At 71.9% G+C, this 24,362-nt stretch carries 1 protein-coding gene (only partly in view); it reads left to right on the forward strand.

The window, feature by feature from the left end; genetic code table 11:
• Nucleotides 1-24,355: the 3' portion of a non-ribosomal peptide synthase/polyketide synthase gene (locus ACX114_RS19915; protein ID WP_459300018.1), read on the forward strand. The gene continues 13,418 nt to the left of window position 1, outside the view; 24,355 of the gene's 37,773 nt are visible here — the last part of the coding sequence; its start codon lies off the left edge, out of view; the stop codon is at nucleotides 24,353-24,355.
• Nucleotides 24,356-24,362 lie beyond the last annotated feature (7 nt).

Here is a 24,362-nt window from a genome sequence, read left to right on the forward strand (position 1 = left end):
CCTGATGAAGGCCGCACTGGCGCTGCACCACGGGGAGATTCCTCCCAGCCTCCACTTCGAGAAGCCCAACCCGCAGATCGACTTCGACGCGGGGCCGTTCTTCGTCAACACCACCTTGCGGTCGTGGCCTCGGAGCGAGACGCCTCGCTTCGCCGCGGTCAGCTCCTTCGGCATTGGTGGCACCAATGCCCACGCCATCCTCGAGGAAGCCCCCATGCGGCAGAGTGGTTCGACCACGCGTTCCCACCAGCTCGTCGTGCTGTCCGCGCGCTCGCCGGAGGCATTGGAGGCGGCGGCTCGGCAGCTCGATGCGCACGTGGCGGAGGGCGTGGACGCGCGGGCGCTGGCGGACCTCGCGTTCACGCACGCCGTGGGCCGCAGGATGTTCGAGTACCGCCACGCGGTGGTCGCGAAGGACGCGGAGGACCTGGCGCGGCAGCTGCGCAAGCCGGTGTCGGCGGTGAAGACCGGGAAGCGCGCGCCGCGCGTGGCGTTCGTGTTCTCCGGCCAGGGAGCGCAGCGGGTCGCGATGGGGCGCGAGCTGGCGGAGGCGTCGCCCCGGTTCCGCGAGCATCTGGATGAGTGCCTCGCGTTGCTGGACGCGCCCCTGCGGGAACGGGTGTCGGCCCTGCTCGCGCCCGAAGCCGGCGCGGAGGCGGAGGCCTCGGCATTGCTCGCGGACACGCGCGTGGCGCTGCCCGCGTTGTTCAGCGTTCAGGTGTCGCTGGCGCGGCTGTGGCAGGACCTGGGCGTCACGCCGTACGCGGTGATGGGCCACAGCTTCGGTGAGTACGCGGCGGCGTGTGTCGCGGGCGCGCTGTCGCTGGAGGACGCGATGCGCCTCACGGTGGCGCGCGGGGAGCTGATGCACCGGATGCCGCCGGGCGCGATGCTCGCGGTGGCTCTGCCCGTGGAGCGCATCCAGCCCCTGCTGTCCGGCCGGCTGGAGCTGGCGGCGGTGAACGCACCGGACCGCTGCGTGGTCTCCGGTCCGGTGGAGGAAGTGGAGCGGCTGGAGGCGGAGCTGAAGGCCCAGAAGGCCGGAGCGGTGCGCATGCCCGCGCCGCACGCGTTCCACTCGGTGGACGTGGAGCCGGTGATGACGGAGTTGGCGCGCGTGGTGGGCACGCTGCGCTGGACGGAGCCCACGGTGCGCTACGTGTCCAGCCTCACGGGCACGGGCGTGCGGCCCGGGCAGCTCGCGGAGCCTGCGTACTGGACGGAGCAGATGCGCCGGCCGGTGCACTTCACCCGCGCGGTGGAGACGCTCCAGTCGGAAGGCTGCGCGGTGCTGCTGGAGGTGGGCCCCGGTCAGGACGTGACGCCGCTGGTGCGCGCGAACCTGCTGCCGGTGGAGCCCGGAGCGCCTCGCGTGCGAGGGCTCGCATCGCTGCGCATGGGCGGGGCGACAACGGAGCAGATGGGCTGGCTCCAGGCCGTGGGTGAGCTGTGGACCGCGGGCGTCGCGGTGGACTGGAGCGCGTTCTACGCGCACGAGCAGCGCATGCGGCTGCACCTGCCCACCTACGTTTTCCAGGAGAAGACCGTCTGGGTGGAACCGAAGGCGCAAGCCCCTGCGTCCGGCCACCTGCCTCCGGTGGGGGTGGTAGCGCAGGCTCCTGCCCTCCCCGCCTCGAATGCCGCCGAGGCCGCGCGTCCGGCTCCCACTGGCTCCATGGCCTTCGGCGGAACCCACGGGCCGTCCGGCGCCATGCAGTTCCGAGGGGCAGGCCGGGTGGCGACGATGACGCAGGCTGCGTCCTCCGAAGGACCTCCGTCTGCAACTCCCGGCGTCGCCGCGTCCTTCGCCACGACACCGCTCCCGACGCAGACCGACGTTGCATCCGTCGACAGGGCCCAGATGTCCACCCGCACGGATGCTCCCGCCTTTGACGGTCCTGAGACCGAAGCCTTCGCGTCCTCGCGCCACTCGTTCGAGACCGCACCCCGCGTGTCCTCGCATCACGGGCCTGAGACCACGGCCTCCGTGCTCTCGCGTCACTCGTCAGAAACCGCAGCCTCCGCGCCCTCGCGAACCGTCCGCGACGACGCGCCTCGCGGTGAGGTGGAGGAACGCGTGGCCGCGTTGTGGCGTGAGCGCCTGGGCCTGGAGTTCGTCGGCCGCAATGACGACTTCCTGGAGATTGGCGGCAACTCGCTGACGGCCGCGCAGCTCCTCAACCAGGTGCGCGATGCCTTCGGTGTGAACCTCCCGCTCGCCGCCCTCTTCGAAGCGCCCACGGTCGCGGGTATCGCGGAGCGCCTGGAGCCCCTGCTGCGGCAGGCGCCGCAAGCACGCGTCTCCGTGGAGCTGCCCCTGGTGCCGCTCACGCGCACGGGAGAGCTGCCCCTGTCCTTCGTGCAGGAGCGCGTCTGGCGTCTGGAGCAGCACCTTCCCGGTCAGTCCGCGTACAACATCCCGTTCGTCCTGCGCCTGGAAGGCGACGTGAACGCCGAGGTGCTGGAGCGCGGCGTCCAGGAGATCGTCCAGCGCCACGAAGCGCTGCGCACCACCTACGACGCAGTGGACGGCCGCCCGGTGCAACGCTTCCACGCGCGGATGCACGTCCCGCTCACCCTCGTGGAGCTGCGCGGCCCCATGGAGACCCGCGAACCCGAGGCCCTGCGCCTCGCCCGCGAGGACGCCGCGAAGCCGTTCGACCTGGTCCATGGCCCCGTGCTGCGCACCACCCTCGTGCGCGTGGACACCCAGGTGCACCTGCTCCTGGGCTGCATCCACCACATCGTCAGCGACACCCTGTCCATCGCCCTGTTCGTCCAGGAGCTGGGCCAGCTCTACGACGCCTTCCTCCAGGGACGTCCCTCGCCCCTGCCCCCGCTGCCCCTCCAGTACGCGGACTTCGGCGCGTGGCAGCGCCACAGCGTCGCGGGCAACCACCTGCCGGAGCAGGACCAGGGTTGGCGTCAGCGGCTGGCCGGCATGCCGCGCAAGCTGGACCTGCCCACGGACCGTCCGCGCCCCGCCGACAGCCCGCTCACCTCCGCGCGCATGACGGTGGACTTCCCTCCCGCGCTCGCCCGCGAACTCACGGCCTTCGCCCGCCGCGAGGGATTCACCGGCTACATGACGGTGCTCGCCGCGTGGCAGACGCTGCTGCACCGCTACAGCGGGCAGACAGACATCATCGTCGGCACGCCCATCGCCAACCGCACCCGGCCGGAGCTGCTGCCGCTCATCGGCTACGTGGCGCACTCGGCGGCGTTCCGCACTCGCTTCACGGATGGGCTGACGTTCCGCGAGCTGCTGGCCCAGGTGCGCGAAGAGGTCGCTGACGCGCAGACGCGTCCCGACGTCCCCTTCGAGTATCTGGTGGAAGCCCTCATCCCGGGCAAGGACATCGGCCGCGGGCGCATGACGGACTCCGTGTTCGTCTACCACACGGGCGCGGCCGCGGGCGCCACGACGCTGAACCTCACCGGCCTGCGTGGCTCGCTGGTGGAGGTGCCGGGCACGCCCGTGCAGTGGGGCGCCACGCTGGCGGACCTCACGCTCGTGCTCTCCGAGTCCCACGGCCGCGTCCACGGCGCCCTCGAGTACGCGACGGAGCTGTTCGACGCGGCCACCGTGGCGCGGCTCGTGGAGCACTTCCAGGTGTTGCTCGGCGCTGGACTCGCCCAACCGGAGACGCCTGTCTCCCTCCTGCCCCTGGCCACGGAGGCCGAGCGCCGCGCCTGGCCCGCGCCCCGGGCCTCGCCGGGCTTCACCTCCGTGCCGTCGCTCCTCGCGGAACGTCGTGAGCGTCAGGCGGACGCCATCGCCGTGTCGCGTGGGGACAGCCACTGGACCTGGGCGGAGCTGGGCGGTCGGGCGGACGCCCTGGCCTCGCGCCTGAAGGCCCTGGGCGTGTCGGCCGGGACGCCCGTGGCGGTGTGCCTGCGCTCCTCACCGGAGAAGCTGTCCGCGCTGTGGGCCGTGCTGGCCGCCGGTGGCGCGGCCATCGCGCTGGGCCCCTCGGACCTGGCGCGGCTGTCCGTCTACGCGCCGGAGGGCGCCCGCGTGCCGGTGCTCGTCACCACGCGCGCCCTGGTGGCCTCCGTTCGCGTGGAGGACTCGCGCGTCGTGTACGTGGAGGACGTGGAGGCAGCGGGGATTGCCTCCGGCGCCTCGGTGGATGCGAACGCCCTGGCGTGGCTGCTGCCTACGAGCGCGGGGCAGCCCGCATGGGCCCTGGGGCACCGCGAGCTGGCGGAGTTCTTCACCGCCCTGGACACGCGCCTGTCGCCCCCGGATGGCGGCGCGTGGCTGTCCGCGAGCGAGCCGTCCGCCGACCGGCCGGAGCTGGAGGCCCTGTGGGCGCTCACGCGCGGACTGCGCGTGGTGTACCCGCCGGAGCGCATCACCGCGGGGCTGGTGAACCTGCACGGGGGCGGGCCTCGCGCGAAGGCGATGGACCTGAGCCTCATCTACTTCGCCAACGACGAGGACACGCTCCAGGGGCCGAAGTACGAGCTCTTGATGGAGGGCGCGAAGTACGCGGACGCGAACGGGTTCTCCGCCATCTGGACGCCCGAGCGGCACTTCCACTCCTTCGGTGGCCTGTACCCGCAGCCGGCGGTCATCTCCGCCGCGATCGCGGCCGTCACGAAGCACGTGCACGTGCGCTCTGGCAGCGTGGTGCTGCCGCTGCATGATCCGTTGATCATCGCGGAGCAGTGGTCCGTGGTGGACAACGTGTCCCAGGGCCGCGTGGGCCTGTCGGTGGCCACGGGCTGGCACACGCAGGACTTCACCTTCGCGCCGGCCAACTTCGAGAAGCGCCGCGACATCCTCCTGGAGAAGCTGGCCACGCTGCGCGCGCTGTGGCGGGGCGAGCGCTTCAAGCGGCCCGGCGGCGCCGGCACCACCGTGGAAGGCGCCCTGCGGCCGAAGCCGGTGCAGAAGGAGCTGCCGGTGTGGCTCACCGCCACGTCCAATCCAGAGACCTTCCGCATGGCGGGCGAGCTGGGCGCGGGTGTGCTCACGGGCCTGCTGTCCCATTCGCTGGAGGAGCTGAAGCCGAAGGTGGCGCTGTACCGCGAGGCGTGGCGCCGTAACGGCCACCCGGGCCGCGGCCACATCACCTGCATGCTGCACACGTACCTGGGCGACGACGAGCAGGAGGTGCTGAAGCTCGTGCGCCAGCCGCTGCTCGCGTACTTCCGCAGCTCGGTGGACATCGTCACCACGCTGCTGCTCACGCAGGGCTACCAGGGCGACATCCAGAAGCTGTCCGCGGACGACATCAACGCGCTGCTGGAGCACACCTTCGAGCACCACGCCAAGACGACGGGCCTCGTGGGCACGGTGGACAGCGCGCTGCGGCGGCTGCGCGACGTGCGCGCGGCGGACGTGGACGAGGTCGCGGCGCTCATCGACTTCGGTCTGGACACGCCGGTGGTGCTGGAAGGCCTGCGCCGGCTGGCCGTGGTGCGCGAGCGCATGGACGCGGAGGCCGCCGCCCGCCAGGAACAGGTGCTGGTGGAGGCCGAGGCGGGCGTGGAGGGCCTGCTGGAGCTGGCGCGCCAGTCCGGTGCGGTGCTGGTGCACACGTCGGCGCGTCTGGCGCGCACGCTGAGCGAGCTGCCTGGAGCACGAGAATCGCTGTCCCGCGTGGGCGCGCTGGTGGTGGAGGGCGCGTCGGTGGAGCTGGGCGCGGCGCTGCACCGTGCGGCGGGCGTGGAGGTGTGGCTGTCCGGTGACGCCCAGGAAGGCGCGCTGCTGCCGCGCACCCCGCGCGAGCGCATCCCCGCGAACCTCCAGGCCTGGGTGCTGGACGCGGCCGGTCAGCCCGTGCCCGCGGGCGTGGTGGGCGAACTGGCCCTCGCGGGCGCGGGGCTTCCCACGGCGCTGTGGCGCGCGGGTGAGGAAGAGCACCGGCGCCTGGTGCCACACCCTCGCGAGTCCGCGGCTCGGCTGTACCGCACGGGCCGCCATGCCCGCCTGCGCGCGGATGGCCGTGTGGAGCCGGTGGCCTCGCCGTCCCGAATCCCCCCTCCGCCCGTGGCGCGTCCTGCCGTGGAGGCACTGAGTCCCGTGGCGCCGGCCGGAGTGGAAGGACTGCGGCCTGGAGCGCATCCCGCTGGGACGGAAGTCCCGCGACATGGAGCAGCTCCCGCCAGTTCGGAAGCCTCGCGACATGGAGCGCATCCCGCCAGTGCGCAAGCTCCGCATCGCGGAGCGCATCCCATCGGTGCGCAAACTCCGTGGCCTGGAGCGCAGCCCATCGGTGCGAACACCTCGCGCCATGGACATCCCGCCAGCGCGGAAGCCCCGCGCCCTGGTGCGCATCCCGCCGTGGGGCAGGCCCCTCGTCCGGTGGCGCCCGCCGCTTCGACAGTGGCGAACATGGGTCCGCCGCCCATCCCGCGCGTGGGGCGCGACACTCCGCTGCCCCTGTCCTTCGCGCAGCAGCGCCTCTGGTACCTCCAGCAACTGGAGCCCGGCAGCGGTGCGTACAACAACCCGTCCCTCTTCCGCCTCGTCGGAGCCCTGGACGTGGACGCGCTGCAAGCCGCGCTGGACGCGTTGGTGGCGCGACATGAGGTGCTGCGCACCACGTACTCGCTGGAGGGCGACCGCGCGGTGCAGAACATCCACCCGCCGCGAAGCCTGCCGCTCCCGCTGCGCGACGTGGCGGGCGACACGCCCGAGGCCCGCGAAGCGGAGATGCTGCGCTTCTGCAAGGCGTACGTGCTGCTGCCCTTCGACCTGGAGAAGAGCGTCCTGCGCGCGACGCTGCTGCGCCTGGAGCCCCAGGTGCACGTGCTGGCGCTCGTCTTCCACCACGCGGTGTCCGATGCGTGGTGCAACATGGTCATCGCGCACGAGCTGACGGCGAACTACGCCGCGTTCCGCTCGGGCCAGCCTTCGCCCCTGCCAGAACTGCCGGTGCAGTACGCGGACTATGCCGTGTGGCAGCGCGCGTGGCTGGAGGGCGGCGAGATGGAGGCGCAGCTCGCCTGGTGGAAGCAGCGGCTCTCCGGAGCGCCCAACCTGGAGCTGCCCACGGACCGGCCGCGCCCCGCCGTCATCTCCTTCGCGGGCGCGCGGCACCGGTTCACGCTCCCTCCGGACGTGTCCACGCCGCTGCTGGCGCTGGGCCGCAAGCACGGCGCCACGTCGTTCATGGTGCTGTTGGCGCTCTTCCAGACGGTGCTGTCGCGCTACTCCGGCCAGGACGACTTCGTGGTGGGCACGCCCATCGCGGGCCGCACGCGCCCGGAGCTCGAATGGCTGATGGGGTGCTTCATCAACACCCTGCCCTTCCGCGCGAAGCTGTCCGGCCTGCCGTCCTTCGCGGAGCTGCTGGTCCGCGTGCGCACCCAGGCCTTGGAGGCCTACGCGCACCAGGACGCCCCCTTCGAGCGCGTGCTGGACGCGCTGGAGCTGCCGCGCGACCTGAGCCGCACGCCGCTGTTCCAGGTGAGCATCAACGTGGTGAACACCCCGGAGGCCCAGGCCCGTCCCGCGGACCTGACCCTCAGCGGCGTGGCCGTGCCCACGGACACGTCCAAGTTCGACCTGGGCTTCGAGGTCCTGGAGGGCCGCGACGGCTTCAGTTGCAGCCTGGAGTACGCCACCGCCCTCTTCGACGCGGCCACCATCGAGCGCATGGCGGAGCACCTGGTGGGCCTGGCGCGCGCCGTCGTCGCGAGCCCCCGGACGCCCGTCGCCCTGCTGCCGCTGCTGGCGGAGGCGGAGCGGCACCAGGTCCTGGAGGCCTGGAACGACACGTTCCGCGACTACCCGCATGACGCGTGCATCCCGGACCTCTTCGCCCGTCAGGCCGAGCTGCGCCCGGACGCGGTGGCGGTGGAGTTCGGTGAGGAGCGCCTGACGTACGAGCAGTTGGACGCGCGCACGAACCAGTGGGCACACCTGCTGCGCCAGCACGGCGTGGGCCCGGACGTGCTGGTGGCGGTATCGCTGGACCGCTCGGTGGAGCTCATCGTCGCCCTGCTGGGCATCCTCAAGGCCGGGGGCGCCTACGTGCCGCTGGATGCGTCGTACCCGGCGGCGCGCCTGGCCGCGATGCTGGAGGACGCGCCCGCGAAGCTGCTCGTCACCACGCGCGCGACGCGCGCAGCGCTGCCGGTGGAGCTGCCGTCCCTCTTCGTGGAGGAGGCGCCCGTCGCGGACCTGCCCACGTCACCCGTGGAGGACACCGGCCTGCGTTCACGCCACCTGGCCTACGTGGACTTCACGTCCGGCAGCACCGGCCGGCCCAAGGGCGTCGCGGTGGAGCACCGCGCCGTGATGCGCCTCCTGCACCACCCGACGTACGGGAACCTGGGGCCGGACGAGACCTTCCTGCTCGTCGCCCCCATCTCCTTCGACCCCACCACGCTGGAGATCTGGGGACCGCTGCTGCACGGCGGGAAGCTGGCGGTGTTCCCGCCCACGTCACCGTCGGACGTGGACCTGCTGGCGAAGGTCCTCCAGCGCCACGGCGTCACCACGCTGCTGCTGACCTCCGGCCTCTTCACGCAGGTCGTGGACGTGAACCTGGAGGCGCTGCGCGGCGTGCGGCGCGTGCTCGTGGGCGGTGACGTCGTGTCACCGGTCCACGTGCGCCGGGTGCTGGAGTCGGACCTGGGGACCGCCGTCACGGCCTGCTACGGCCCGACGGAGACGACGCTCCTCGCGTCCACGTACCCCGTGCCGGACGCGGCGTCCGTGGGCGCGACGATGCCCATTGGCCGGCCCATCGCGCAGACGCAGCTCTACGTGCTGGACGCGCACGGACAGCCGGTCCCCCCGGGTGTCCCCGGCGAGCTGTACGTCGGCGGAGACGGCCTGGCGCGTGGCTACGCATCCCGGCCGGACCTCACCGCGGAGCGCTTCGTCCCGCACCCGTTCTCCTCGCGGCCCGGTGAGCGGCTCTACCGCACGGGCGACCTGGCGCGCTGGCGGCGCGACGGGGTGATGGAGTTCCTGGGCCGCGTGGACCACCAGGTGAAGGTGCGCGGCTTCCGCATCGAACTGGCCGAGGTAGAGGCCGCCCTGCGCGCCCACGCCAACGTGCGCGAGGCCGTGGCCTGGGTGCGCGAGGACGTGCCCGGCGACAAGCGGCTCGTGGCCTACGTCGTCCCGGACGGCGGGCCGCTCGATCCGAACGCGCTGCGCGACTTCATGCGCCAGCGGGTGCCGGAGTTCATGCTCCCGTCCGCGTTCGTCACCCTCGCGGCCCTTCCGCTGACGGCGCAGGCGAAGGTGGACCGCAAGGCCCTGCCCGCCCCCGAGGGCCAGCGCGCCTCGCGCCGTGAGTACGTCGCGCCCCGCACGCGCATGGAGCAGACGCTGGCGCAGGTGCTCGCCCAGGTCTTGCGCGTGGAGCGCGTGGGCCTGGACGACAACTTCTTCGAGCTGGGCGGCGACTCCATCATCAGCCTCCAGGTCGTCGCGAAGGCGCGGCAGGCCGGCGTCCAGTTGCTGGTGAAGGACCTCTTCCAGCACCCCACCCTGGGCGCGCTGGCGGCCGTGGCCCGCGTGAGCGCGGCCAGCCTCGCGGAGCAGGGACCGGTGGTGGGCGACGTGCCCCTCACCCCCATCCAGGCGGGCTTCCTGGAGCGCGAGCCGGTGTACGCGCACCACTTCAACCACGCCCTGCTCCTCAAGGCCCGGCAGCCGCTCTCGCCCGCGCACCTGGAGCAGGCCCTGACGGCGCTCGTCGTCCACCACGACGCCCTGCGCCTGCACTACCTCCGCGGCCCGGAAGGCACCTGGCGCCAGCGCGACGCCGGGCCTGACGAGGCCCCGCTCACGCTCCTCCAGGTGGACCTCTCCGCGCTGCCGGCCGGGGCACGCGCGTCCGCCATGGAAGCGGAGGCTACGCGCATCCAGGCGTCGTTCGACCTGTCCGCGCCGCCGCTCGTGCGGCCGGTGCTGTTCCACTTCGGGCCGGGCCAGGAGCAGCGCCTGCTGCTCGTCATCCACCACCTGGTGGTGGACACGGTGTCGTGGCGGATCCTCGTCGAGGACCTGGAGACGGCCTACCGCCAGCTCCAGTCGGGCCAGGGCATCACGCTGCCCGCGAAGACGACGTCCTTCCTGTCGTGGGCCCGAAGACTGGAGACGCATGCCCTGTCGGACGTGCTCGGCGCGGAGGCCGCCTTCTGGCTGGAGGCGGCGCGCGCGGACGTGGCGCCGCTGCCGGTGGACGGGCCGGGACCGCGCACCTACGCCACGCACCGGACGGTGGCCGCGGAGCTGGACGCGGAGGCCACGCGGCTCCTGCTCCAGGAGACGCCAGGCGCGTGGAGGGCACGCATCGACGACGTGCTGCTGACCGCGCTCGGCGTGGCGCTGGGCGAGTGGACCGGCAAACCCGACGTCCTCATCGACCTGGAGGGCCACGGCCGTGAGGAGCTGTTCGCGGACGCGGACGTGTCGCGCACCGTGGGCTGGTTCACGTCCCTCACGCCCGCCCTGCTGCGGCTGCCCTCCGGGGGCACGCTGGGAGACCGGCTGCGCGCCGTGCGCGACACGCTGCGCGCGTGGCCCGGCCGGGGCATCGGCTTCGGGCTGCTGCGCCACCTGGGCCCCGTGGAGACGCGGGCCCGGCTGGCCGCGCTGCCCCAGGCGCAGGTGTCCTTCAACTACCTGGGACAGTTGGACGGCTCGGCCGCCGCGAGCACGCTCTTCGCCCTGAGCGACGAGTCCGTGGGCCCGAACGTGGCCCCCCAGGCCGCGCATCCGCACGCGCTGGTGGTGGATGGCTCGGTGCTGGACGGGCGGCTGCGCCTGGCCTTCGGCTACAGCCCCCAACTGCACCACGAGGAGACCGTGCGGGCCCTGTCCCAGCACTTCCTCTCCGTGCTGCGCGAGCTCATCGACCGGCGTCACTCGGAGGACGCGCACCGGAGGACGCCGAGCGACTTCCCCCTGGCGCGCCTCTCCCAGGCCTCGCTGGACGCGGTGCTGGCGGCGCAGGGCCCCACGGTGGAGGACCTGTTCCCGCTGTCTCCGCTCCAGGAGGGCATGCTCTTCCACGCCCTGGAGGACCCGCACGCGGGCTTCTACGTGGAGCACACGGCGTGGACGTTCCACTCGGACGTGGACATCGCGCTGCTCCAGCGGACGTGGCAGACGGCGGTGGATCGCAACCCCATCCTGCGCACCGCGTTCGTGTGGAAGGACCTGGAGACGCCGCTCCAGGCGGTGCACTCGCACGCGGCGCTGCCGTTCGAGGTGCATGACTGGCGCCACCTGCCGGACGCGGAGCAACAGGCCGCCCTGGAGCGGCTGATGGCCGAGGACCGCTCGCGCGGCTTCGACGTGTCCCGGGCGCCGCTGTCGCGCATGACGGTGGTGCGGCTCTCGGACGCGCGCTGGCGCTGCGTGTGGAGCCACCACCACCTGTTGTTCGACGGCTGGAGCCTGGGGCTGTTCTTCCAGGAGGTCTTCGCCCTCTACGACGCCCTTCGGGCCAAGACGCCCCTGCCCGCCGCCGGCCGCCCCCCGTTCCGCGACTACATCGCGTGGCTGGGACAGCGTGACGCCGCCAGTGACGAGCACTTCTGGCGCGGCCAGCTGGCCGGCCTGTCGTCGCCCACGCCCCTGCCCGCGGTGCGTCCTCCGGCCCTGCAACCCACGGGCGTGGTGGAGCAGCCCGACCTGGCGATCGTGGTTCCGGAGTCCCGGACCCAAGCGCTCGACGCCTTCGCGAAGCAGCACCAGCTCACGCTCAACACGCTGACGCAGGCGGCCTGGGCACTGGTGCTGGCGCGCCATGCGGACACGCGCGACGTCCTCTTCGGCACCACGCTGGCGGGCCGTCCGCCGGAGCTGGCGGGCTCGGAGTCCATGCTGGGCCTGCTCATCGCCACGCTGCCGGTCCGCGTCACGCTGCCTGACGAGGACTCGCCCGTGCTGCCGTGGCTCCAGTCCCTCCAGGCGAAGCTGCTGGGCATCCAGCAGCACCAGCACACGCCGCTGGTCACCGCGCACGGGTGGAGCGACATCCCCCGGGGACAGCCGCTCTTCCAGTCGCTGCTCATCTTCGAGAACTACCCGTTCGACGAATCCCTGCTGCGCCGCTCCACCGCGCTGGACCTACGCGACCTGGTGATGGGCGAGAGCACGAACTACCCGCTGGCGGCCTCGGTGTTGCCCGGTCGCGAGCTCCAGCTGCACCTCACCTACGACGCGAACCGCTTCGACGAGTCCGCCGTGCGTCGGGTGCTGGGCCAGTGGCGGCAGGCGCTGGAGGAGCTGGCCCGGCCCCAAGCCCGGCTGGCCGAAGTGTCCCTCGTGTCCACCGATGACCGCGCGTGGCTGCTGCGCGCGGACCTCGGCGACATCGTGGACTTCGAGCGCGACTCCACGGTGCACGGCCGTTTCGAACGGCAGGCCGAGGAGACACCGGACGCGGACGCCGTGGTCTTCGGCGGGACGACGCTGTCCTTCCGTCAGCTCAACGCGCGAGCCAACCAGCTCGCCTGGCACCTGCGTTCGCTGGGCGTGGGCCCGGAGGTCCCGGTGGGCCTGTGCCTGGAGCGGTCGGCGGAGGTCATCGTCGCGCTGCTCGCGGTGCTCAAGGCCGGTGGCGCCTTCGTGCCGTTGGACCCCAGGGCTCCCGCGACTCGCAAGGCGTTCGTCCTCAAGGACAGCGGCGCGGCCGTGCTGATCACGACGCAGGCGCTGCAGGACACGTGGCAGGCGGAGGTGCCCCACCGGGTGCTACTGGACGCGGAACCTGTCGGACAGTCGGACAGGTTCACGGAGAACCCGCCGCCGGTGGCGGGCCCGGGGAACGTCGCCTACGTCATCTACACGTCGGGCTCCACGGGCGCGCCGAAGGGCGTGATGGTGCAGCACCGCTCGGTGCTCCATCTGCACAAGGCGATGACGCTGAGCATCTACGAGGACCTGCCGCCCGCTCAGCGCATCACCGTGAACGCGCCGCTGTACTTCGACGCGTCCATCGAACAGGTCATCCAGCTGTTGTCCGGCCACTGCCTGTACATCGTCCCGGAGGACGTGCGCCTGGAGCCGGAGGTCCTGCTGGGGTGGCTGGAGCGTCAGCGCATCGACGTGTTCGACAGCACGCCGTCGCAGCTCAAGCTCCTGCTCTTCGCCGGACTGCTGGAGCGCGCCCACGTCCCCAAGCACTTCTCCATCGGCGGCGAGGCGATGGATGAGGTGACATGGCGGCAGCTCGCCGCGGCGAAGCGCGGTCGCGTCTACAACGGTTATGGCCCCACGGAGGTCACCGTGGACGCGACGGTCAGCGTCGTCCAGGGCGCGCCCCAGCCGGTGCCCGTCATCGGCCGGCCCATCGCCAACCTGCGGGCCTACGTGCTCGACACGGACCTGCGCCTGGCACCCATCGGAACGCCGGGCGAGCTGTGCCTCGCGGGTGAAGGCCTCGCGCGAGGCTACCTGGGCCAGCCCGCCCTGACGGCCGAGCGCTTCATGCCGGATCCGTTCAGCCCGGAGCCCGGCGCGCGCCTCTACCGCACGGGCGACAAGGCCCGCTGGCGGGAGGACGGCACGCTCGACTTCATGGGCCGCCTGGACTTCCAGGTGAAGCTGCGCGGCAACCGCATCGAACTGGGCGAGATCGAAGCCACGCTGCGCGCGCACCCGGGCATCCGGGACGCGGTGGTGCAGGTCCACGACGACCGGCTCATCGCGTACGTCGCGCCCCAGGTGGACACGTCGCCCTTGCGCGAACACGTGCGCCAGCACCTGCCGGAGTACATGGTGCCCGCCGCGTTCATCGCGCTGGACGCCCTGCCCCTCACGCCCAACGGCAAGGTGGACCGCAAGGCGCTGCCCGCGCCGGAAGCCGCCCCCGTCACCGAGCGCGTCATCGAACCGCCCGCGACGCCCACCGAGGCGGCGCTGATCCCGCTGTGGACCGAGGTGCTGCGAGTCTCCGCCGTGAGCCGGCACGACGGTTTCTTCGAGCTGGGCGGCCACTCGCTGCTGGCAACGCAACTGGTGTCACGGGTGCGCACGCACTTCGGCGTGGAGCTGCCCCTGCGCGCCCTGCTGGAAGGGCCCACGGTCGCGGCGCTGGCCGAACGCATCGACGCGCTCCGGAAGCCAGAGGCTCCGACATCCGCCGCCTTGCCCGCGCTGGTCCGGACCGAGCGGCCCGACGTGCTGCCCCTGTCGTTCGCGCAGCACCGACTGTGGTTCATCGAGCAGTTGGGCACCGCGGGCAACGCCTACAGCCTGCCGAGCATGCTCGTGCTGCAAGGCACGCTGGACATCATCGTGATGCTCGCGGCGTTCGACGAACTGGTCCGCCGTCACGAAGCGCTGCGCACCACCTTCCGTTCGCACGAAGGCACGCCGTCGCAGGTCATCCATCCGCCCTTCCCCATGCCCCTGCGGCACGTGGACCTCTCCGTGCTCCCGACGCAGGAGGCTCGGGAGGCAGAGGCATCGCGGCTGGCGCAGGAGGAGCTGCACACCCCGTTCGACCTGGAACAGGGGCCGTTGTTCCGGGGCCTCCTGATGAAGCTGGACTCCACCGAGCACCGGCTGCTGCTCAACACGCACCACATCATTTCCGACGGCTGGTCCACGGGCGTGCTGGTGCGCGAGATGGCCGCGCTCTACACGGCGTTCGCCGAGGAGCAGCCGTCGCCGCTGCCGGAGTTGCCGGTCCAGGCCGCGGACCACGCCCTCTGGCAGCGCGGCTGGCTCCAGGGGGACGTGCTGGAGTCGCAGCTGGCGTACTGGCGCGGACAGTTGGAAGGCGCCGCGCCCTTCCTGGAGCTGCCCACGGACCACCCGCGTCCGGCGCGCCAGTCCTTCCGGGCCGGCGTGCGGCCCATGACCCTGCCGCGAGACCTGAGCGAGGCGCTGGAGGCCCTGGCACGCCAGACCTCCACCACGCCCTTCATGGTGCTGCTCGCGGCGTTCCAATTGTTGCTGCACCGGTACGCGGGCCAGGAGGACGTGCTGGTGGGGTCGCCCATCGCGGGCCGCCGTCACGCGGAGACAGAAGACCTCATCGGCTACTTCGCGAACACGGTGGTGCTGCGCACGCGGGTCCGCGACACGCTGCGCTTCCGTGAGCTGCTGGAGCAGGTCCGCGCCACCACGCTGGGCGCGTACGAGCACCAGGACCTCCCGTTCGAGAAGCTGGTGGAGGTGCTCCAGCCGGAGCGCGACCTGGGGCGTACGCCGCTCTTCCAGGTGACCTTCACGCTCCAGAACGCGCCCATGCCGGAGCTGTCCTTGCCCGGCCTGACGTTGCGTCCGCTGGAGGCGAACGCCGACGTCATCCTCTTCGACCTCCAGTGGCTGATGCAGCGCACGCCGGAGGGCTTCGACGGCGCGCTCGTCTTCAACCAGGACCTCTTCGAACCCGCCACGGCGGCCGGCATGGTGGAGCACCTGCGTGTGTTGCTGGAGGCCGTCGTCCGCGCGCCGGACACGCGGCTGGGGCAATTGCCGTGGCTCACGGAGGCGGAGCGACAGCGGCTGCTCGTCGGATGGAACGATACGGCTCGGGACTACCCGCGTGATGCGTCCGTGGCCGCGCTCTTCGAGGAACAGGCCGGGCGCACGCCGGATGCCATCGCGCTGAAGTCCGGCGGAGAGACGCTCACGTACGCGGCGCTGGAGCGCGCATCGAACCAGCTCGCGCACCACCTGCGGCGCCAGGGCGTACGGCCCGGCCACCGGGTGGGCCTGTGCCTGGAGCGGTCGTTCGACCTCGTCACCGGCCTGCTGGGCATCCTCAAGGCCGGCGCGGCCTATGTGCCGGTGGACGCGAAGGCACCGGCGGAGCGCATCACCTGGATGCTCCAGGCCGCCAGCGTCAGCGTGCTCGTCACGCAGGAGTCCCTGGCGGATGAGCTGCCGCAGGTGACGGACCTCCAGGTCCTGCTGGACGCGGATGGCTCCCAGATCGCGAGGCAGCCGGAGACGCCGCTCGACCTGAGCGTGCCCGCCGACGCGCTGGCCTACGTGATGTTCACGTCAGGAAGCACCGGCCGGCCCAAGGGCGTCAGCGTCCCGCACCGGGGCATCACCCGCCTGGTGCGCGGCGCGGACTTCATCCACTTCGGCCCGGAGGAGGTCTTCCTCCAACTGGCGCCCATCGCGTTCGACGCATCCACGCTGGAGGTCTGGGGCGCGCTCCTCAACGGCGCGACGCTGGTGCTGGCACCGCCCAGGGCCTTGTCGCTGGAGGAGACGGGAGCGCTGCTGCGGCGCGAAGGCATCACCACGCTGTGGCTCACCGCCGCTCTCTTCGAGCAGATGGTGTTGCATCAGGGCGATGCGCTGGCCCGCGTGAGGCAGGTGCTGGCGGGCGGCGACGTGCTGCCCGTGGAGCGCGTGCGCGAACACCTGAAGCGGCTGCCTCCAGGTGCCGTGCTGGTCAACGGCTACGGCCCCACGGAGAACACCACGTTCTCCGCCACGCACACGCTGCGCGCCGGGGACACCGTTGGCCGCTCGGTGCCCATCGGCCGGCCGCTGTCGAACTCCTCGGCGTGGGTGTTGGACTCGGCGTTCCGGCCCGTGCCTCCGGGCGTGCCGGGCACGCTGTACGTGGGCGGAGACGGCCTGGCCTGGGGCTACCTCCAGCGCCCGGACCTCACGGCTGAACGCTTCATCCCCCACCCCTTCGCCACCGAACCCGGAGCGCGTCTCTACGACACGGGCGACCGCGTGCGCTGGCAGCGCGATGGGACGTTGGAGTTCCTGGGCCGCACCGACTTCCAGGTGAAGCTGCGCGGCTTCCGCGTGGAGCCCGGCGAAATCGAAGCCGTGCTGCGCCAGTCGCCGGAGGTCCAGGAGGCGGTGGTCGTGGTGCGCGAGGACGTACCGGGCGACAGGCGCCTCGTGGGCTACGTCGTGAACGGTGAAGACGGAGGCCTGGACACGGGAGCACTGCGGGCGTCCGTGCAGAAGCAGCTGCCGGACTACATGGTGCCCTCGGCCATCGTGGTGCTGCCCAAGCTGCCCCTGAGCGCCAACGGCAAGGTGGATCGCAAGGCCCTGCCCGCGCCCCAGGCCCGTGTCGCGGACAGTTCCACCGCTGCCCCCCGAAGCGCGCTGGAGAAGACACTCGCGGACATCTGGGCGCAGGTGCTGCACCTGGAGACCGTGGACATCCACGGCGACTTCTTCGAGCTGGGTGGGCACTCGCTGCTGGCCACGCAGGTCGTGTCGCGCATCCGGTCGGCACTGGGCGTGGAGTTGCCTCTGGGCGAGCTGTTCCGCTCTCCCACGGTGGCCTCACTGGCGGAGCGGCTGGTGGATGCCCGCCGCACCCAGGCGCCACCGCTGGTCCGTTCGGAACACACGTCCGCGCCGCCGCTGTCCTTCGCGCAGCAGCGGCTGTGGTTCATCGACCAGTTGGAGCCAGGCAGCCCGCTCTACAACATGCCGTTGGCGCTGAACCTCACCGGCGACCTGGACGTGGAAGCACTGCGAGGCAGCCTGGACGCGCTGATGGCGCGGCATGAATCCCTGCGCACCACGTTCCGCATGGAGGCCGGCAAGCCCGTGCAGGACATCCGCCCAGAGGGTCACGTCCCTCTGGAGACGGTGGACCTGATGGTCCTGGGCAGCCGTGCCGCGAGGCAGGCCGAAGCCCAGCGCCTGGGCCACGCGGAGACGCTGAAGCCGTTCGACCTGAAGCGCGGGCCGGTCATCCGCGCGCTGCTGATGAAACTGGATGAACGGGAGCACGTGCTGGTGCTGCACCTGCACCACATCGTGTCCGACGGCTGGTCGCTGGGCATCCTCGTGCGGGAGCTCACGGCCCTCTATGAGGCCATGCGCGCGGGCCGTTCCGCCGTCCTGCCGGAGCTGCCAGTGCAGTACGCGGACTACGCCGTCTGGCAGCGCGGTTGGCTCCAGGGCGGCGTGCTGCAAGCGCAGGTGGAGTGGTGGAAGCAGCAGCTGTCCGGTGCGCCCTTCGTGCTGGACATGCCCACGGACCGGCCAAGGACCGCCACCGCCACGCAGCAGGGCGGCCTGGTCCGGGTAACGCTGCCGCGCGTCCTGAGCGAGCGCGTGGACGCACTGGCGCAGGCCGAAGGCGCCACGCCCTTCATGGCGCTTCTGGCGGCGTTCCAGGCCGTGCTGTCGCGAGTCTCCGGACAGGACGACGTGCTGGTGGGCTCGCCCATCGCGAACCGCCGCCACGCGGAGACGGAGGGCCTCATCGGCTTCTTCGTGAACATGCTGGTGCTGCGCGGGCGCTTCGGCGCGAAGACGACGTTCCGCGAGCTGCTCGCACAGATACGCGCCACCACGCTGGGCGCGTACGAGCACCAGGACATCCCGTTCGAACACCTGGTGGAAGCGCTCCAGCCCGAGCGTGACCTGGGCCGCACGCCGCTCTTCCAGGCGATGTTCGCGCTCCAGAACGCGCCCGTGCCGGAGCTGGCCGTGCCCGGCCTGACCGTGGGGCCGACCCACTTCGAAGGCGGCGCGCCGACGCAGTTCGAGCTGGCGCTGGATCTGAACCGGACCCGCGACGGCTACGAGGGCCGCATCCACTACGCCGCGGACCTCTTCGACGCGAGCACCATCGAGCGGCTCGTCGCGCACCTGCGCAGGCTGCTGGAGGCCGTGTGCGACGCGCCGGACCTGCCGCTGGCGGACGTGTCGCTCGTGTCGCCAGAGGAGCTGGTGCGGCTGGTGCGCATGGGCGGCGGTGAGCGGGTGGACTTCGAACGCGACGCCACGCTGCACGGCCTCATCGAGCGGCAGGTGGCGCGCACCCTGGATGCGCCGGCCGTCGTGTTCGGAGAGACGGCGTTGACATACCGGCAGCTCGACACACGGGCGAACCAGCTCGCATGGAGGCTGCGCTCCATGGGGGTGGGCCCGGAGGTGCGGGTGGGCCTGTGCCTGGAGCGTTCGGTGGAAGCCATCGTGGCGCTCCTCGCGGTGCTCAAGGCCGGTGGCGCCTTCGTGCCGCTGGACCCCAGCGCCCCGCCCGCGCGCAAGGACTACGTGCTGAAGGACAGTGCCGCGGCCGTGCTTGTCACGACGGAAGCCGCTTGTGGCGACTGGAGTCCGGGCGCGGTGCAGACGCTGTGGCTGGATGTGGAGCAGACCGGCCTGGGCGCTCTCTCCCATGAGCCCCTGCCCGCCCTGACGGGCCCGGAGCACCTGGCGTACGTGCTGTACACGTCCGGTTCCACGGGCAGGCCCAAGGGCGTGATGGTGCAACACCGCACCATCCTCAACATGCACCGCGCCTTCATCCGCGCCTTCTACGCGGGCCAGCCCAAGGGCCAGCGCGTCAGCGTCAACGCGCCGCTGTACTTCGACGCGGTGATGGACCGCGTGGTGCAGCTCATCGACGGACACTGCCTCCACATCGTCCCGGACGCGCTGCGCGTGGACCCGGAAGCAATGCTGGCGTGGCTGGAGCAGCACCGCATCGACTCGTTCGATTGCACGCCCGCGCAGCTCAAGCCGCTGCTGGCGGCCGGAATGCTGGAGCGGACCTGGGTGCCGCCCCTCGTGATGATGGGAGGTGACGCACTGGACGCGGAGTCGTGGCGCAAGCTGGCCGCGACGGACCGCACGCGCGTCTTCAATGGCTACGGCCCCACGGAGTGCACGGTCTGCACGGCGGGCGTCACCATCCAGGGAACGCGCCGGACCGAGCCCTTCATCGGCCGGCCGGTGGCGAACCTGAACGCTTACGTCCTCGACGCGCGGCAGCGGCCAGTGCCCATCGGGATGCCGGGCGAGCTGTGCTTCTCCGGCGAGAGCGTCACACGCGGCTACCTGGGCCGGCCGGACCTGACGGCCGACCGCTTCCTGCCGGATCCGTTCAGCGACGAGCCTGGAGCCCGCCTCTACCGCACGGGAGACCGGGGCCGCTGGAGGCCGGACGGCACGCTGGAGTTCATGGGCCGCCTGGACTTCCAGGTGAAGCTGCGCGGCTACCGCATCGAGCTGGGCGAAATCGAAGCCACGTTGCGCACGTACGCGGGCGTCCGTGACGCGGTGGCCCTGGTGCGCGAGGACGTGCCGGGCGACGCACGGCTCGTGGCCTACGTGGTGACGGAAGGCGACACGGAAGGTCTGCGCGAGCACCTGCGCCGGCACCTGCCCGAGTACATGGTGCCGTCCGCGTTCGTCACCCTACCCGTCCTGCCGCTGACCCCTAACGGCAAGGTGGACCGCAAGGCACTGCCGTCGCCGGAGGCGCAGTGGCGCGCCGCACGCACGTACGAGGCACCGGCGACACCCGCGGAGGTGGCCCTGGCCTCGCTGTGGGAGGAGCTGTTGAACGTGCCCGTGGTGGGCCGCAACGACCACTTCTTCGAGCTGGGCGGCCACTCGCTGTTGGCCACGCAGTTGGTCTCCCGCATCCGCGCCCGCTTCGGCGTGGATGTAGGCGTCCGGGCACTGTTCGAGTCCCCCACCGTGGCGGCGCTCGCCCAGCGGCTGCCGGACGCGCCGGAAGCCAGCGCCCTGCCGCCACTGCGTCCGGCGACGAGCCCCGGTCCGCATCCGCTGTCATTCGCTCAGCAGCGACTGTGGTTCATCGATCAGCTCGACCCGGGCAGCGCGCTCTACAACATGCCCTCGGCACTGCGCCTTTCCGGCGCGGTGGAGGTGCCCGCGCTCCAGCAGGCCTTCGACGCGCTGGTGGAACGGCACGAAGCGCTGCGCACCACGTTCGAGTCCCACGACGGTGAACCCCGTCAGCACGTGCACCCTGCCCCCACCGGAGTCCTGTCGGTGGTGGACCTGACGGACCTGCCCGAAGACATGCGGGAAGCGGAGGCCATGCGGCTCGCGAGCGAGGACGCGCTGAAGCCCTTCGACCTCGCCATGGGGCCGCTGGTGCGGCTCACGCTGCTGAAGCTGGGCGAAGCGGATCACGTGCTGCTGTTGTGCATGCACCACGCCATCGGCGACGGCTGGTCCATGGGCATCCTGGTGCGTGAAGTCACCGCGCTCTACGAGGCCTTCCGTCAGGGGCAGCCCTCGCCGCTGGCTCCGTTGCCGGTGCAGTACCCGGACTTCGCCGTGTGGCAGCGCGGCTGGCTCCAGGGTGAGGTGCTGGACGCGCAGCTCGCCTGGTGGACGCAGCAGTTGGCCGGAGCCCCACAGGCCCTGGCCCTGCCCACCGACAAGCCGCGTCCGCCGCAGCGCTCCGCCCGGGGCGCGATGTTCCCGGTGCGCCTGTCACAGTCGCTGAGCGAAGCCGTGGAGGCACTGGCCCAGGCGGAGGGCGCCACGCCCTTCATGGTCCTGCTCGCGGCCTTCCAGACGTTGCTGCACCGGTACTCTGGCCAGGAGGACCTGCTCGTCGGAACGTCCATCGCGGGCCGGCGTCACGCGGAGACGGAGGGCCTCATCGGCTTCTTCGTCAACACGCTGGTGCTGCGCGCACGGTTCGACGGCCGCCCGTCGTTCCGGAAGCTGCTCGCGCAGGTGCGCACCACCACGCTGGGCGCGTACGAGCACCAGGACATCCCCTTCGAGCGCCTGGTGGAAGCCGTGCAGCCCGCGCGCGACCTGTCGCGCACGCCGCTCATCCAGGCCCTCTTCGCGCTCCAGAACATGCCGGACGCGGAGGTGCGCCTGCCGGAGCTGACGCTGCGTCCGGTGGAGGTGGACCTGCCCACGACGAAGTTCGACCTGGACCTCGCGCTGTCCCGCACGGAGCAGGGCTTCGAGGGCACCCTCTCCTACGCCACGGACCTCTTCGAGCCCGCCACGGCGCGCCGACTTTCCGAGCACCTGGTCCAACTGCTGGAGGGCGCGGTCGCGAAGCCCGACGCCGCGCTGGACACCCTTCCCCTGCTGACGGCGGAGGAGCGCCAGTGGGTGCTGGAGGAGTGGAGCGGCGAGGCGGCCCGCTTCGACGCCGACCTGCCCTTCCACGCACGTTTCGAACAGCAGGTGGCGCGCACGCCCAAGGCCCCCGCCGTGGTGATGGGCGACACGACGGTGTCCTTCCACCAGCTCAACGTGCGGGCGAACCAACTGGCGCACTACCTGCGCTCGCTGGGCGTGGGCCCGGAGGTGCCGGTGGCCTTCTGCCTGGAGCGCTCGCCCGAGGCCATCGTCGCCCTCCTCGGCATCCTCAAGGCGGGCGGCGCGTACGTGCCGCTCGACCCCGCGGCCCCTGAAGCACGACGGGCCTTCATCCTGGAGAACAGCGGCGCGGCCGTGCTGCTGACCATGCAGGCCCAGGTGGAGTCGTGGCAGCCGGCAGTGCGGCACGTGGTGCGGCTGGACGCGGACGCGCGGCGCATCGAAGCGTCCTCGCCGGGCAACCCGCGTTCGGGCGTGCGGCCGGAGCATCTGGCCTACGTCATCTACACGTCGGGCTCCACGGGCGCGCCCAAGGGCGTGATGGTCCAGCACCGCTCGCTTTCTCACCTGCGGCACGCGATGGACGAGGCGTGCTTCAGCAAGGCGCCTCCGGGCATGCGGGTGGCCCTCAACGCGCCGTACTATTTCGACGTGTCGGTGGCGCAGTGGGTGCTGATGGGAGACGGCCACTGCCTGTGCCTCGTCCCGGAAGCCGTGCGGCAGGATCCGGAGGCGATGCTCGCGTGGCTGGAGCAGCGGAGGGTGGACGTCCTGGACTGCACGCCTTCGCAGTTCAAGCTGCTGCTGGAGGCGGGCCTCCTGGAGCAGGGGCATGTGCCCGCGCACATCCTCCTCGCCGGTGAGGCGGTGGACGAGGTGACGTGGCGCACGCTCGCGGAGGCGCGGCGCACGCGGGCGTTCAACCTCTACGGCCCGACGGAAACGACGGTGTATGCGACCTGGGAACGCATCTCCGGCACGGCGCACCCCACGCCCATCATCGGAAGGCCCCTGGTGAACATGGGGGCCTACGTGCTGGACGCGAACCTGAGCCCCGTGTCGGTGGGCGTCCCGGGTGAGCTGTTCATCGCGGGCGAGGGCCTGGCGCGTGGCTACCGCAACCGTCCAGACCTGACGGCGGAGCGCTTCCTGCCGCATCCGTTCAGCACGAAGCCCGGAGCCCGCCTCTACCGCACGGGCGACCGGGTCCGCTGGAAGCACGATGGCACGCTCGACTTCATGGGGCGTGTGGACTTCCAGGTGAAGCTGCGCGGCTACCGCATCGAGCCGGGTGAAATCGAGGCCGCGCTGCGCACGCACCCGGGCATCCGCGACGCGATGGTGCTCGCGCGCGAGGACGTGCCCGGAGTGCAGCGGCTGGTGGCGTACGTGGCGCCGGAGGTGGACACCGCTCCGCTCCGAAACCACCTCCAGCACTCGCTGCCGGACTACATGCTCCCGGCCGCCTACGTCGCCCTGCCCGTCCTGCCGCTGACGCCCAACGGCAAGGTGGACCGCGCGGCGCTGCCCGCGCCGGTGGACGAAGCCACGAACCCCGAAGAGAGGGTCGGCCCCAGGGACGAACAGGAAGCGCTGCTCGAACGCCTGTGGGCCGAAGCCCTGGGCTTGGCCACCGTGGACGTGCGCACCAGCTTCTTCGAACTGGGTGGACACTCGCTGCTCGCGGTGCGGCTGATGGCGGCGGTGCACCGGGAGACGGGCCGCAAGCTGCCCCTGTCGGCGCTCTTCCAGGCCCCCAGCGTGGAGCGGTTCGCGCTCCTGCTGGGAGAGGCAGAGCCCGAGGAGCCGAAGCCCTTCAGCCCACTGGTGCCCTTCACGACCGAAGGCACCGGCACGCCGTTCTTCTGTGTGCACCCGGTGGGCGGCAACGTGCTGGCCTACGCGGAGCTCGCGCGGAGGCTGGGACCGGACCAGCCCTTCTACGGCATCCAGGCCCGAGGCCTCGACGGCACGGATCAGCCGCTGGACACCGTGGAGGCCCTGGCCGCCAGCTACGTGCGGGCGGTGCGAGGCGTCCAGCCCCACGGCCCGTACCGTCTGGGCGGTTGGTCCCTGGGCGGCGTCATCGCCTATGAGATGGCGTACCAGCTCCGCGAAGCCGGTGAAGCAGTGGAGCTGGTGGCGATGATCGACTCGTACGTGCCAGAGACGGTGCCGGACTCGGAGCCGGACCTGGACCGCACGCTGGCGGCAGGCCTGTTCGCACAGGACCTGGGCCTGGAACCCGAAGCGTCGCTCACGCAGGTGCTGGAGTCAGCGGCCCAGGCCGGCGTGCTCCCGCCCGGAGTGGATGCCACGGCCCTCTTCCAGGTCTTCGAGGCGAACCTCGAAGCGGCCCGGCGCTACCACCCGCCCGCGATGGAGCAGCACGTGCTGCGCATCCACGCGGAGGAGCGGGACGAGACGCGCCCGCCCGACGGCGGCTGGGCGGCGCTGGTGGGCGAGCAGCTCGAATCGCACGAGCTGCCGGGCACCCACCACACGCTGCTGCGCGAGCCCACCGTGCAGTCCGTGGCGGAGCTGCTGGCGACGGCCCTCCGCGACGCGGGCAGGTAGCAACGAA

The sequence above is a fragment of the Corallococcus sp. M7 genome (assembly GCF_054512695.1).